This window comes from Kibdelosporangium aridum, from assembly GCF_900176515.1.
GTDB classification, from domain to species: domain Bacteria; phylum Actinomycetota; class Actinomycetes; order Mycobacteriales; family Pseudonocardiaceae; genus Kibdelosporangium; species Kibdelosporangium aridum.
Genome location: NZ_FWXV01000001.1, coordinates 1459635 through 1474224 on the forward strand (window position 1 = coordinate 1459635; position 14590 = coordinate 1474224).

Annotated in this window: 11 protein-coding genes; 8 read left to right on the forward strand and 3 right to left on the reverse strand. The window is 65.3% G+C overall.

Going from position 1 to position 14590, the window contains the following annotated elements; translation table 11 throughout:
• Positions 1 to 21 precede the first annotated feature (21 nt).
• Complete coding sequence (locus B9C43_RS06130) at positions 22 to 885, reverse strand: carbohydrate ABC transporter permease (RefSeq protein WP_033392236.1); 864 nt, start codon at positions 883 to 885, stop codon at positions 22 to 24.
• Positions 882 to 1766, reverse strand: a complete 885-nt coding sequence (locus B9C43_RS06135; protein ID WP_051897488.1) for a carbohydrate ABC transporter permease — start codon at positions 1764 to 1766, stop codon at positions 882 to 884. Before B9C43_RS06135 ends, B9C43_RS06130 begins: the two co-directional genes overlap by 4 nt.
• A gap of 147 nt (positions 1767 to 1913) precedes the next feature.
• Between B9C43_RS06135 and B9C43_RS06140 the strand changes: the two genes are divergently transcribed.
• The 3 genes from B9C43_RS06140 to B9C43_RS06150 are packed head-to-tail and all read left to right on the forward strand — an operon-like array spanning position 1914 to position 4970.
• On the forward strand, positions 1914 to 2897 hold the full coding sequence (locus B9C43_RS06140) for a LacI family DNA-binding transcriptional regulator (protein WP_051897487.1): 984 nt from the start codon (positions 1914 to 1916) through the stop codon (positions 2895 to 2897).
• A 40-nt stretch (positions 2898 to 2937) separates the two neighbouring features.
• Positions 2938 to 3612 carry a response regulator transcription factor gene (locus B9C43_RS06145; protein WP_084425020.1) on the forward strand — a complete coding sequence of 225 codons (675 nt, stop codon included), beginning with the start codon at positions 2938 to 2940 and terminating at the stop codon, positions 3610 to 3612.
• Positions 3612 to 4970 (forward strand): sensor histidine kinase, encoded by a 1359-nt coding sequence (locus B9C43_RS06150; RefSeq protein WP_084425021.1) that lies wholly within the window; start codon positions 3612 to 3614, stop codon positions 4968 to 4970. The genes B9C43_RS06145 and B9C43_RS06150 overlap by 1 nt, the downstream gene beginning before the upstream one ends.
• Here B9C43_RS06150 and B9C43_RS06155 read toward each other — a convergent pair.
• The gene (locus B9C43_RS06155; protein WP_084425022.1) at positions 4936 to 5445 is read right to left on the reverse strand and encodes an SgcJ/EcaC family oxidoreductase; all 510 of its coding nucleotides are present in this window, start codon (positions 5443 to 5445) and stop codon (positions 4936 to 4938) included. The two genes, B9C43_RS06150 and B9C43_RS06155, sit on opposite strands and share 35 nt — an antisense overlap.
• Before the next feature lie 257 nt (positions 5446 to 5702).
• On the opposite strand from B9C43_RS06155, the gene B9C43_RS06160 reads away from it, so the two are divergent.
• The 5 genes from B9C43_RS06160 (at position 5703) to B9C43_RS06180 (ending at position 14510) form a co-directional block, all read left to right on the forward strand.
• Entirely contained in the window at positions 5703 to 6494 is a 792-nt protein-coding gene (locus tag B9C43_RS06160; RefSeq protein WP_143446150.1) for a pectate lyase, read from the forward strand.
• 108 nt (positions 6495 to 6602) lie between these two features.
• Positions 6603 to 7613, forward strand: coding sequence for a LacI family DNA-binding transcriptional regulator (locus B9C43_RS06165; RefSeq protein ID WP_084425023.1), 1011 nt, complete (start codon positions 6603 to 6605; stop codon positions 7611 to 7613).
• Positions 7614 to 7920: 307 nt separating this feature from the next.
• Positions 7921 to 10359, forward strand: coding sequence for an alpha-L-arabinofuranosidase C-terminal domain-containing protein (locus B9C43_RS06170; RefSeq protein ID WP_084425024.1), 2439 nt, complete (start codon positions 7921 to 7923; stop codon positions 10357 to 10359).
• 9 nt (positions 10360 to 10368) lie between these two features.
• On the forward strand, positions 10369 to 11820 hold the full coding sequence (locus B9C43_RS06175; protein WP_084425025.1) for a family 43 glycosylhydrolase: 1452 nt from the start codon (positions 10369 to 10371) through the stop codon (positions 11818 to 11820).
• Complete coding sequence (locus B9C43_RS06180) at positions 11820 to 14510, forward strand: beta-L-arabinofuranosidase domain-containing protein (protein WP_200825433.1); 2691 nt, start codon at positions 11820 to 11822, stop codon at positions 14508 to 14510. Before B9C43_RS06175 ends, B9C43_RS06180 begins: the two co-directional genes overlap by 1 nt.
• Positions 14511 to 14590: the final 80 nt, after the last annotated feature.

Below are 14590 nucleotides of genomic sequence, written 5' to 3' on the forward strand. Positions count from 1 at the left end.
TTCACGACAGTGTGCGGGCGGTTACTGCTTGACGCTTCCCGCGCTCAGTCCCGACTGCCAGAACCGTTGCAGGAGAAGAAAAGCGATGACGAGTGGAACGATCGTCAGCAGCGAGCCGGTGACGACGAGGTGGTAGACGGGACGGGCCGCGGCGCCGGTGGCCTGCGCGTTCCACTGGGACAGCCCGACGGTCAGCGGATACCACTTCGGCTGGCTGAGCATGATCAGCGGCAGGAAGTAGTTGTTCCATGTGGACACGACCGCGAACAACGCGACCGTGACGATGCCGGGAACAAGCTGGCGCAACGCCACGGTGAAGAAGATGCGGATCTCCCCGGCGCCGTCGATGCGCGCGGCCTCCAGCATCTCGTCGGGGATCGCGTCGCGGGCGTAGATCCAGATCAGGTACAGGCCGAACGGGCTGATCAGCGACGGGATGATGATCGCGAGCGGCGTGTTGGTCAGCCCGAGTTCGCTGAACAGCAGGAAGGTCGGGACGGCCAACGCCGTGCCGGGGATCGCGATGGCGCCGAGGATGACGGCGAAAACCGCCTTGCGGCCCGCGAAATCGTACTTCGCCAGGCCGTAACCCGCCGCGGTCGCCAGTAACGTGGCACCACCTGCGCCCGCCACCACGTACAGGAGTGTGTTGCCCAGCCAACGGAAGTAGATCCCGTTGTCGTAGGTGAACGTCTCGACGATGTTGTCGAACAGGGCGAACGGACCGCCGAACGACAGCCCCGGCGTGGACAGCAGCGCGGACTGGGTCTTGGTCGCGCTGATCACCAGCCACACCAACGGCAACAGCGTGTAGATCAGGTACAGCGACATGACCGCTGTGAGTACCCGGGATTTGCGGGGCCGTAGTACGGAGATCGAGCTCATCGCAGGCCTTTCCGCGCACCGCGCAGTTGCACGACGTAGGCGATGATCGCGGTGAGCACACCCATCACGATCGCGACCGTGGCGGAGTAGTTGTACTGCTGCCCCGCGAAGGAAAGGTTGTAGGCGTACATGTTCGGCGTGTAGAACGTGCTGATCACGTTGGGAATCAGCGTGCGCAGAATGTTCGGCTCGTTGAACAGCTGGAAACTGCCGATGATCGAGAAGATCGTGGCGATCATCAGCGCTCCGCGCAGCGCCGGGATCTTGATGCTCAGGATGGTGCGCATCGTTCCCGCGCCGTCGATGGCCGCTGCCTCGTACAGATCAGTGGGGACGACCTTCAGCGCCGAGTAGAAGATCAGCATGTTGTAGCCGACGAACTCCCACGTGACGATGTTGCCGATCGAGGCGAGCGTCCAGCCGCCCGACAACGGTTTGATGGCGTCCGTACCGAACAGGCGGTTCAGGTCGGCGGCGAGTCCGAAGTGGTCGCCGTACATGAAGCCCCACATGAGCGTGGCGACCACGGCGGGCACGGCGTACGGCAGGAAGATCACGATCCGGAAGAACCCGGCCGCGTGCAGCCGCGCGCTGTCGATCGCCAGCGCGGCGACCAGCGCCAGCAGCAGCATGACCGGCACCTGGATCGCGAGGAACACCAGCACCCGAAGGAACGACTCCCAGAACTTCGCGTCGGCGAGGACCAGCGCGTAGTTGTCGGCTCCGACGAACGTCGTGCCGCCGAAGAACGCCTGGTCGCGGAACAGGCTGAGGCCGAACGCGTAGCCGATGGGCGCGAGGAAGACCAGCGCGAACACCAGCAGGAACGGCGCGACGAACAGCCAACCTCGCCAGTGGCGGAGCCTGCGCGTGGACGTCATCGTCGCTCCGGGGGCCGACACCGGATCGACGACCCGGTGATGTTTACGTCAACATGAACGCGGCGGAGGCTATCTTGTTGACGTAAACATGTCCAGAACACCGAGGAGTCACCCGTGGTTCGGCAGACAAGCGGCAGGGGACCGTCGATGGCGGACGTCGCGCGCGAGGCGGGGGTGTCAGGCCAGACGGTGTCGCGGGTCGCCAACGGCAAGTCCAATGTCGACCATGCCACCCGTGAACGGGTGCTCGCCGCGATGCGCCGGGTCGGCTACCGGCCGAACAGCGCGGCCCGCGCCCTGCGCAACGGCCATTTCCGCAACATCGGCGTGATCATGTCGACGGCGCCGGCCTTCGGCAACAGCCGCACCCTCAACGCCATCGCCGCCGCTGTGGTGGCCAAGGGCTTCTCGATCGTCCTGATGCCGGTCAGCCAGCCGTCCCAAGGGGAGGTCACCGGCGCCTTCAACCGGCTCAACGAAGAAGCGGTCGACGGCGTGATCATTCTCATCGAGCAGCACCAATTGGACGAAAGCGACATCGAACTGCCGAACGGGCTTCCTGTCGTCGTCATCGATTCCAGCGCTCGCTACGACTATCCCGTGGTCGACACCGACCAGGCCGAGGGCGCTGCTTCGGCGACCCAGCACCTGCTCGACCTCGGCCACCAGACCGTCTGGCACATCGCAGGCCCACCCGAGTCCTACTCCGCCGAACGACGCCTGAAGTCGTGGCGCGCGACGCTGGAACGCGCCGGGCGGGTGGTACCTCCGGTCATGACCGGCGATTGGTCGGCGCAGTCCGGCTATGACCACGGCCTGCGGTTGCCGGACGAGGTCACGGCCGTTTTCGCCGCCAATGATCAAATGGCACTCGGCCTGCTGCGAGCCCTGCACGAGAAAGGCCGGGCGGTGCCCGGCGACGTGAGTGTCGTCGGGTTCGATGACATGGAGGAAGCAGCGTACTTCTGGCCGCCGCTGACGACGGTCCGCCAGTCCTTTGAGACAGTCGGCCATGACGCTGTCGCCGCTCTGCTCGCCGAAATCGCCGACGAGCGCAAGGGCGCGTCGGCCGTCACTGTGCCCACCTCGCTGATCATCCGGTCGAGCACCGCACCACCACAAAATCCATAATGGACAGCGAATGTGTCGCCGTGCGCTGTGGACTGATGGCATGATCGGCCGCGTGCGGGTGTTGCTGGTGGAGGATGACGAGCCGATCGCCGAGTCCCTGCGGCGCGGCCTTGGGCGCTACGGGTTCGAAGTGGACTGGGTCCGTACCGGTGCCGAGGCGCTCGCGGCCGACCCGGGCGGGCTGGTGCTGCTGGATCTCGGCCTGCCGGACACGGATGGCCTGGACGTGTGCCGGGAGCTTCGGGCTCGCGGCGAAGTTCCGATCATCGTCATCAGTGCGCGCGCCGACGAGACGGATCGAGTGGTCGGCCTGGAACTCGGCGCGGACGACTACGTCTCCAAGCCGTTCGGGGTCAGGGAGGTCGTCGCCAGGATCAGGGCGGTGCTGCGGCGGGTCAAGGCTGCGCCGGCCCAGTCGTCAATCTCCGAGTACGCGGGCGGGCGGCTGGTGATCGATCGGCGGTCAAGGCGGGTCCGGCTGGACGGCGCTGAGATCTCGTTGTCGCCCAAGGAATACGACCTCCTGGTGTTCCTCGCCGAGGAACCCGGTGCCGCGCTGACCCGTGAACAGATCATGGAAGCGGTCTGGGACACCAACTGGTTCGGCCCGACCAAGACACTCGACGTCCACATTGGAGCGCTGCGGCGCAAGCTCGGCGACGCGGTGACTGTGGAGACTGTCCGGGGAGTGGGCTTCCGGATGGTCATCTCCTGATGAACCGCAGACTGGTCGTCAGCTATGTGGTGCTGGTCGCGGTGGCCATCGCGGCGTTCACGGTTCCGGTGGCGTTCGTGCTCACCGGGCAGTTGCGTGATGACGTGGAGACGTCGGTCCACAGGGAAGCATCCGCCGCGGCGTTGCTGGTCGCCGCGCCATCGCGGCAGGCATTGGTCCAACTGGTGGCCGCCTACCAGCAGGAGTCACCGGGTCGGCTGGACGTGTTGCTCGCCAATGGAACGGCGGCCACCCCGCTGCCGTTGCCCGTCGCACCGGACGACGCCGCGTTCAGGGCCGCGCTGAACGGACGAGAGCACGTCGAATGGGGCGCCGCGCCAGCGTTGGGCGCCGAAGGCTTGGTGCTGGCTGTGCCTGCACGGGACTCGACTGGCACGGTCGTGGGAGCGGTTCGCGTCAGCTATCCGTCCGGTCCGTTGGACGAACGGCAAGTGCAGATCTGGGGATTCCGTGCCGCGCTCGCTGTTGCCGTGTTGATCGTGGCCGCGATGCTGGGTGCACTGCTGGCGCGGCGGCTGACCCGCCCGTTCCGTGAACTCAACCGGATGGCCCGCCGCCTGCGAGACGGTGATCTCGGCGCCCGTGCTGAGGAGACCGGGCCGACTGAGACCCGCACTTTGGCTCGGACGCTCAACAACGCGGCGGAGACCATCGACACGCTCGTCCGTTCACAGCGTTCGTTCATCGCCGACGCCTCTCACCAGTTGCGCACGCCGCTCACCGCTTTGCGGCTGTCGCTGGACAACATCGCCGACGGCGCGTCGGATCCACTGGTACGGGAGGATGTCGATCTGGCCACCGCGGAAGTCGTGCGGATGAGCCGTCTGGTCAACGGTCTGCTGACCTTGGCACGGGCGGAGGCCGCGGTGGGTACGCCAGAACGGATGCGGGTCAGCGACATCGTCTCCGATCGGTTCGAGGTGTGGCGAGCCGCCGCGGCGGAACGTGGCGTCGAGTTGCGCGCCGAACCCACTGACGACGAAGTGCTTGTCAGTCCTGGCAATCTGGAGCAGGTGCTGGACAACGTGCTGTCCAATGCCCTTGAGGTGTCGCCGGATGGCGGCACCATCGGCGTCCGGAGCAGTCACGAGGGCGATCAGGTCGTGCTGGAGATCTCCGATCAGGGACCGGGACTGCCGCAAGCCGACCGGCAGCGCGCGTTCGACCGGTTCTGGCGTGGACCAGGCACGACCGGACCGTCCGGGTCCGGCCTGGGACTGGCGATTGTGAAGCAGCTGGTGACCGACGACGGCGGCACGGTCAGCCTGACCGATGCCGCCGGCGGCGGTCTGTGTGTCCGGATCAGCCTTCGGGCATGGCGGACGAGTGGTGGTTGAGGATCAGCCACTTGCCGTTGACCAGCTCGTAGACGTAGGTGTACCGGGCGTCCACCCGCTGTTGTTTGCCGTCCTTGGTCAGGTTGAAGTGGTAGACGCCGGTGTTGACCGCGGTGTCCGGGTCGATCACCTTGATGACCTGCTCGTCGATGGTGCCGACCGGCTTGCTCTGCAGGAAGGTCTGGAAGTAGTCGACGATTTCCGCGCGGCTGGTCCGGACGTTGTTCGACACCGTCGGCAGAAGTACCGCGTCGGGCGCGTAGAGGTCCGCGACCTTGTTGGGGTCACCGGTGGCCAATGCCGCGTTCCAGGTGTCGAACTGCTTCGCGATGTCCTGCGGCGACGGGGCCTGCGGCGACGGGGCCTGCGGCGCAGCCTGGTTCTCTGCGTTTCCAGTCGAGCATCCAACGAGGACCACCGTCGCAGCCAACCCTCCGGCCACGACACCGACGCGACTACGAACCTTGTTGCGCATTGTTGCTGTTTCCCTTGTCTGATCGGATGATCTGATACCTCCACTGTGGATGCGGCATGGGAAACGCCCGGACAGCGGAATTCCAGGAAAGCGCCAAGATTCAGCCAATAAATGAAAGGCCTTTCACGGCGGGGCGCACTTCGAAACCTTGCGGAAAGCGCTTTCCTGTCGTACTGTCCGTCGAAGGAACCGGTTCGCACATTTGCAGCGCTTCCCTTTCGGGACAGCGAAAACCACGAGGTGCTATCGGAGGTTCTATGGCCACGAAGAGGTGGCTTCACGTTCTGTCGGGTGTTGTCGCTGGTGCCGCCGCGGCGAGCGCGATGGTGGTGGTCGCGCAACCCGCGTCCGCGGCGGTGACGATACCGCCGGCGAACGGCCAGGAAACCGTGACGAGCACGGTGAAGGTCTCTGGTTCGCGGGACTACGGCATGAGGCGTGTCATTCCCGAGGGACTGGGCGGTGGCGGCGGGAGCGAAAGCCAGAAGGCGGTGTTCGAACTGGCCGACGGGGCGACCCTGGCCAACGTCATCATCGGCAAGCCGGGCGCGGACGGCGTGCACTGCATGGGCACGTGCACGTTGCGTAACGTGTGGTGGGAAGACGTGGGTGAGGATGCCGCCACGTTCAAGGGCACGTCAGCCTCGCAGACGATGACTATCGACGGCGGAGGTGCGCTGAGCGCGAGCGACAAGGTCTTCCAGCACAACGCCCCCGGCACGATGATCATCCGCAACTTCGCCGCCCAAGGCATCGGAAAACTCGTCCGGACCTGCGGCAACTGCAGCAACAACCCGCAGACGCGGCACGTGCGGGTGGAGAACGTGCGGATCGAGATGTCGGCGAAGAACGTCGTCAGCATCAACGTGAACTACGGCGACACCGCGCGGTTGAGCAAGGTGACCATCGTGGGCGACAGCAGCAGGAAGGTCACCATCTGCGACAAGTACAACGGCGTCAAGAAGGGCGAGGGCGAGTCCAAGAAGGTCGGGACCGGGCCGGACGGCAAGAACTGCGTCTACTCCTCGTCGGACATCATCTATCGGTAGGAGCGCTCCGGGCGGGGTCGCGACACGCGGCTCCGCCTTTGCTCTCGCGTCACGCAGACTGCACCCCGTACGCTTGGAAAGCGGTTTCCATCGATCGGGAGGTCGGGCGTGGGGTCACAGGTCACCCTCGCGGAAGTGGCGGAGCGCGCCGGGGTCTCCCTGGCGACGGCATCGCGGGTCGTGAACGGCAGCGAACGCGTGGTCGGGGCCGGGTTGCGGGAACGCGTGCTGGCCGCGGCGCAGGAGCTGGGCTATACCGCCAACACCTTCGCACAGGCGATTGCCCGCGGGCGCAGTGACGTGGTCGGCCTGGTCGTCCCGGACATCCAGGACCCGTACTTCTCGGTGATCGCGGCGGCGGCGATGGCCGCGGTCGAGCCGACCGGCGAGATGATGCTGGGTACAACCCTGCGCAGGCAGGAACAGGAGTTGCGGTACGTCAGCACGATGCGGGCGCGCCGGGCCCGGGCCTTGATCATGGTGGGCAGCCGGACCACCGACAACGCCCACACCAGGCAGGTGGCCCAGGCGATCGCGGACTTCGTGGCAGGCGGCGGCCGGGCCGTGGTGATCGGCCAGGACAAACTCGGGACGGACACAGTCCTGCCGCAGAACCGCGCGGGCGCCAAGGACCTGGCCGTGGCCCTGGTCGACCAGGGCCACAAGACGTTCGGCGTCCTTGCCGGCCCGAACACCTTGCTCACCGCCCGCGACCGGGTCGACGGGTTTGTCGAAGGCCTGGCGAAGCGGGGCAAGCGAGCGGGGGTGGTCGTGCACAGCGACTTCACCCGAGATGGCGGTTACCAGGCGATGTCCGAGGTGCTTGATCGCAGGACCAGGCCTGGCTGTGTGTTCGCGGTGAACGATGTGATGGCGATCGGGGCGATGGCGGCGGTGCGGGACCGTGGGCTCAGCTTGCCGGGTGACATGGCGGTCGCGGGCTTCGACGACATCCCGACATTGCGGGACGTCGCGCCTTCGCTGACCACGGTCCGGTTGCCGCTCGAGGACATGGGCCGGATGGCCGGGTCGATGGCGATGGAGGAGCAAGCCGGTGAGCGGCGCCGGGTGATTCGCGTCAAGGGCGAGGTAATCCTGCGGGACAGCACCAGGTTGTGACCGGGCGTCGGTGACCCGTTCGAAGACCGGACCCAATGGGGGCAGCTCGGCTTGCCGGAGTGGGTGCTGGACATGCTTGGCATGTCGGGTGCCTGCGCTGGAAGCATGTCGGTGGTGCAGGTCCTGGCAACCGCTTTCCGGTGGTCGGGAAGTTTAGCGATAACAGACCATTGACTCCATGGCGTTCAGGCGTCACGATCTGGAAGCTGTTCGCCGCCAGAATCTTCGCAAAGGTGCGAAAGGATGTGTCGTGTTCACGAGGGGCGTCGTCCTGCCAGTAGTGTTAGCGCTAACATTCGCTGGCCTCATGAACCCGGTAGCCGCGGGAGCCGATCCGACGGACTACACGCTGACTGTGGACTCGACCGGGCGTGGTGCCACGATCGACCGCACGATGTACGGGGTGTTCTTCGAGGACATCAATCGTGCGGCGGATGGCGGGTTGTACGCCGAACTCGTGCAGAACAGGTCCTTTGAGTACGACCCGGCCGACAACGCGTCCTACACCGGGATGACCTCGTGGGCGCCGACCGGGGGAGCGGGGACGGCGCAGGTCGTCGACGACGAAGCGCGGCTCAACGAGCGCAACCGACGCTATCTGCGAATGGATCTGCGCGGCGGTGAGTACGGCATCGCCAACTCGGGCTACAACTCCGGCATCCGTGTCGAGGCCGGCAAACTCTACGACTTCTCGGTCTGGGCACGCGCGGAAAGCCTGCCGCTCACCGTCTCGGTCACCGATCCCGCTGGCCAGCCACTCACCGATATGCTCCGGCTGCAAGTGCGCGGTGACCGGTGGGCCAAGTACACCGGCACGGTCCGGGCTCGGTCGAGCAGCACGACAGGTCGGCTGACGCTCAAGGCCAGCGGGACCGGAACTCTCCGGCTGGACATGGTGTCGCTGTTCCCGCGTGACACGTTCAAGAACCGGCCCAACGGAATGCGGGCCGACCTTGCCGGGAAGATCGCCGCGCTGAAGCCGGGATTCGTTCGTTTCCCGGGTGGTTGCCTGGTCAACACCGGCAGCCACTACGGCTACACGGCACCCGACTGGGAACGGAAGCGTTCGTACCAATGGAAAGACACGATCGGTCCGGTCGAGCAACGCGCCACCAACGCGAACTTCTGGGGATACAACCAGTCCTACGGCATCGGCTACTACGAGTACTTCCAGTTCGCCGAGGACATCGGCGCGATGCCGCTCCCGGTCGTGCCCGCACTGGTGACCGGATGCGGGCAGAACCGCGCGACCGATGATCCTGCCCTGTTGCAACGGCACATCCAGGACACGCTCGACCTGATCGAGTTTGCCAACGGCCCGGCAACCTCGACGTGGGGACGCAAGCGAGCGGAGATGGGGCACCCGGCGCCGTTCAACCTGACGCACGTCGGTGTGGGCAACGAGGAGAACCTGCCGAACGAGTTCTTCGCGCGGTTCACCGAGTTCCGCAAGGCGATCGAGGCCAGGTACCCGGGCATCACCGTGATCAGCAACTCCGGTCCTGACGACACAGGCGCCACGTTCGACCGCCTCTGGGAGCTCAACCGCGGTGCCAACGTGGCCATGGTGGACGAGCACTACTACAACAGTCCACAGTGGTTCCTGCAGAACAACCAGCGGTATGACTCGTACGATCGCAACGGCCCCAAAGTTTTCCTTGGCGAGTACGCATCGCAGGACAACCGGTTCTACAACGCGCTGACCGAAGCCGCGTACATGACCGGCCTGGAGCGCAACGCCGACGTAGTCAAGCTCGCCTCCTACGCTCCGCTGCTCGCGAACACCGACTATGTGCAGTGGCGTCCGGACATGATCTGGTTCAACAACCACACGTCCTGGGGGTCGACCAGCTACGAGACCCAGAAGCTCTTCATGACCAACGTCGGCGACCACGTCGTGCCGAGCAAGGCTTCCGCAACACCGACCACTGTCGCGCCGATAGCCGGGGCGATCGGGTTGTCCACATGGGCCACGAGCGCCTCCTACGACGACGTGAACGTCACCGCTGCCAACGGCTCCTCGCTGTTCACTGACGACTTCTCGGGCAACGACTCGCGGTGGACCAAGAGCGGGCGCGGCTCATGGGCCGTCTCCAACGGTGCGTACGTCCAGTCCGACCAGGCCGCCGAGAACACCATGGTCACTGCTGGCGATCCGGCGTGGAGCAACTACGACCTGTCCGTCAAGGCGACGAAACTCGCGGGGCGGGAGGGGTTCCTGATCGCCTTCGGCGTCAAGGACACCGGCAACTACTACTGGTGGAACCTCGGCGGTTGGGGCAACACCGTGTCCGCGGTGGAGAAAGCTTCCGGCGGAGCCAAGGAGACCCTCGTTTCGAACGGCACCCGGATCGACACCGGCAAGCAGTACGACGTGCGGATCTCGGTTCGCGGCCGTCAGGTGGAGCTGTTCCTCGACGGACAGCGGTGGGGCGGTTTCACCGACGACAAGGTCGCCGAACCGTTCCGGCAGGTCGTCACGCGCGACACCAAGACCGGTGAACTCGTGGTCAAGGTCGTCAACGCGCAGGACACGGCCGCCCGCACGAAGGTCGACCTCGGCTCACGCGTCCGAGTCGGTTCGACCGCACGAGTGACCACGCTGCAAGGTCAGCCCGACGACGTCAACACCGCTTACACACAACCGATCCAGCCACGAGACTCCCGGTTCTCCGGGGTGGCGAACACGTTCACGTACACGTTCCCGGCCAACTCGGTGACGTTCCTGCGGGTCCAGGCCAGGTAAGGAGCCGACATGCCGAGTCGCCGAAACGTCCTGCTCGCCGGCGGAGGACTGCTGGTCGCTGCCGGAACCACCACAGCGCAGTCAGCGCAGGCAGCGGAACCTGGGCAATCACAAATCACCACCCGCAACCCCTTGATCGAGCAGCGCGCCGATCCGTTCATCACCAGACCAGTGAACGGCATGTACTACATGACCGGTTCGGTTCCGGAGTACGACCGGATTGTCGTGCGAGGCGCACCGACGATCGACGGCCTTGCCTCTGCCCGGGAGCGGACGATCTGGCGCCGGCCGTCCTCGGGCAAGATGGGCGGCCACATCTGGGCACCGGAACTGCACCGGATCGACGGTCGCTGGTACGTCTACTTCGCCGCAGGCGACTCCGACGACGTGTTCCGGATCAGGACGTACGTCCTCGAGTCCATTGCGGACGATCCACGGACGGACTCGTGGGTCCTGCGTGGTCAGATGATCACCAAATGGGACACGTTCACCCTCGACTCGACGACGTTCGAACACCGTGGCAGGAGGTACTTCGCCTGGGCGCAGAGCGAACCAGGCATCGCGACCAACAGCAACCTCTACATCGCCGAGATGGCATCGCCACTGGCGATCAAGGGTGACCCGGTGCGGCTGGCGGTCCCAACACTCCCGTGGGAGATCCAGGGGTTCAAGGTCAACGAAGGCCCAGCCGTGATCATCCGCAACGGCCGGGTGTTCATGACCTATTCGGCCAGCGCGACCGATGCCCGCTACTGCATGGGTCTGCTCACCGCCGACGAGCAATCGGATCTGCTCGACGCCCGGTCGTGGACCAAGTCACCGCAGCCGATCTTCACGACGAACGAGAACACACGGCAGTACGGCCCCGGGCACAACTCTTTCACGGTCGCCGAAGACGGAAAGACCGATGTGCTGGTCTACCACGCACGCGACTATCGGGACATCTCCGGAGATCCGCTGTACGACCCGAATCGGCACACGCGCGTGCAACGGCTGTACTGGAACGACGACGGCACACCGAGTTTCGGTGTCCCCGTGGGCAAAGGCGGACCAGCTTTGCGGTTCTCGCCGCTGAACGCGCCGAACCTGTACGTCCGGCACTACGAGTACCGCCTGCGCGTGGACGGCGACGTCCGGGAATTGGCCGACTCACAGTTCCGCATCGTTCCCGGATTCCGCGATCCCGGCCGGATCGCACTGCAGTCGGTGAACTTCCCCGACCGGTATGTCCGGGTGGTGGATCCCATGACCATCCGGGTCGATCCGTACGACGAGTCCGATGTGTACGGAAAAGCGGCGAGTTTCGTGCAGGTGCCGGGTCTGGCCGACAGCAAAGCGACGTCGTTCCGGCTGACCACCGATCCGGCGGCCTACCTTGGCCACGACAATGGCAGGTTCGTAGTGGTCCGGCCCAGCGGATCGCAGCGCGACCGTCAACGCGTCAGCTTCTGGATCCGATGATGATTGACCGCCGTAGCCTCCTCAAGGTCGCCGTCGTCGCTCCGCTCGCCACGACGGCGACCACGGGCCAGGCGTTCGCAGAGTCGGCGCCTCCGGCTCTACGCCCGTTTGCCCTGCGGGACGTCACATTGGGCGGCGGAGTTTTCGCGGACAAGCGAGCCCTCATGCTGGCCTACGCGCGTGGTTATGACGTCAACCGCTTAGTGCAGGTCTTCCGCGCGAATGCCGGGCTTCCCACTGGAGGCGCGGTCGCGCCCGGCGGATGGGAAGGCCTGGACGGGGAAGCGAACGGCAACCTCCGTGGGCACTACACAGGTCACTTCCTGTCCATGCTGGCGCAGGCGTATGGCAGTACCGGCGAACCGGTGTTCGCCGAGAAGATCAGCACGATAGTGGGCGCACTGGTCGAATGCCGGGCGGCGCTGCGGCGAGATCCCGTGCCGCTCAGTGTTCCTGGCCGGTTCGGCACCGGACTGGAGTTCATTCGCGGCAGCTACCAATACCTTGATCTGCCGCCGAATGTGCTTGGCGGCAGCGCGGCCGTCACCTTGTCGGCGTGGGTCAAACCCACCCACGCCGCGACATGGGCGCGGATTTTCGACTTCGGCAACGACACGACCCGCTACATGTACCTCACCGCGCGCAACAACAACGGCGTGCCACGTTTCGCGATCACCACCAATGGCGGTGGAAGCGAGCAAGCGATCAACGGCACCGCTTCGCTGCCACTGGGGGAGTGGAGCCATATCGCGGTGACTGTCGAAGGCACAGCCGGTGTGCTGTACGTGAACGGAAGCCAAGTCGCGGTGAACACCGCGATGTCGCTCAACCCAGCGGTGCTCGGCCAGGTGCGCAACAACTGGGTCGGCCGGTCCAACTACGCGGCCGACCCGGCTTTCGCGGGTGTCCTCGACGACGTCAACATCTGGTCGCGCGCATTGACTGCGAGCGAGATCGCTGGACTGCGGAACAGTCCGGGGAAGGGCGATCTCGCTTCGTACTCGTTCGATTCCGGGCTGTCGGACGCGACCCTGCGACGTACGTGGGGCTCCCCAAGCCACCCAGGCTTCCTCGCCGCGTATCCCGAGACACAGTTCATCACACTCGAGACGATGACGCGCTCGGACTACACCGTCGTCTGGGCGCCCTACTACACCGCGCACAAAATCCTCAAAGGACTGCTGGACGCGTACCTCAACACCGGCGACGCGCGGGCTTTGGACCTGGCCACCGGGATGGCCGACTGGATGTACGCCCGGCTGCGCAAGCTCAGTGCCGAGGTCCTGCAGCGAATGTGGGGACTGTTCTCCAGCGGTGAGTTCGGCGGCCTGGTCGAGGCGATCACCGACCTGCACCAGATCACCGGCAATGCGGACTATCTGGCGCTGGCCAAGTTGTTCGATCTCAACTCGTTGATCGACGCGTGCGCGGCGAACCGGGACGTGCTCGAAGGGCTGCACGCCAACCAGCACATTCCCATCTTCACCGGCCTGGTGCGGCTGCATGAGAGCACCGGGGAGCAGCGCTATCTGACCGCGGCGAAGAACTTCTGGGACATGGTCGTACCGCACCGGATGTACAGCATCGGCGGCACCAGCGAACGGGAGTTCTGGCGGGCTCGGGGAGCGGTCGCGAGCACGCTGACCGATGTCAACGCCGAAACGTGCTGTGCGCACAACATGCTCAAGCTGAGCCGGTCGTTGTTCGCCCACGACCGGAACCCGAAGTACATGGACTACTTCGAGCGGGCGCTGGTCAACCAGATCCTCGGCTCCAAACAGGACCAGGCGGACCCTGAACTTCCCTTGGTGACGTACTTCATCGGACTGGCTCCCGGGTCGGTCCGTGACTACACCCCGAAACAGGGCACCACCTGTTGTGAGGGCACGGGAATGGAGAGTGCGACCAAGTACCAGGACACGGTCTACTTCCAGCATCCTGAGGGGCTTTACGTCAACCTCTACATGCCGTCCACTGTTCGCTGGCAGAACGTCACGGTGACCCAGACTACCGCGTACCCGTTCGAACAGGCTTCAGAGCTGCGGATCTCCGGCAACGCCACGTTTGATCTGCATCTACGGATCCCGGGGTGGGCGCGCAAGGGCGTCACCGTCACGATCAATGGAAGCCACCACGTGGGGAAGCCGACTCCTGGCAGCTATCTGACGATCTCCCGGGCCTGGCGCAGCGGGGACACGGTTCGCGTCGAGATGCCGTTCACCCTCCGTGCCGAGCAGGCGCTTGATCGGCCCGACGTGCAGAGCCTGATGTACGGCCCGGTCCACCTGGTCGCCCGTGACTCCCGGACAGCCATGCTCGAATTCTCTCTCTACCGCAACGCCACGTTGTCCGGTGATCTGGTCCGCAGCTTGACGCCTGTGGCCGGAAAGCCTCTGCACTACACGCTGGACGGAGTCGAGCTGGCACCGTTCTTCGAAGGCACCGCTGACCCGTTCCACTCGTACTTCCGGCGGGTGGAGCCGCGGGTGGTGTTCGGCGGTCTTGATGCCGGCGTTGCCAATGTCGTACGGGATGGAACGTCCTTCCTGGACACAGTCTGGTCGGCCGCGCCCTTCCCGACGAAGACTGACTTCGTAACGCGTGTGGACCGGGTAGCTGACCGTTTCTACGCGGGCGAGGACCGGACACGGGTCACCCGCACGGCACGCCACGCTCCACTGTGGCCTTGACCACTCAATACGCCGAAAATTCTTGCGTCCAACTTCGGGTCACATCCGTATAACAGGATGAGAGCTCAACTAACCCGAAC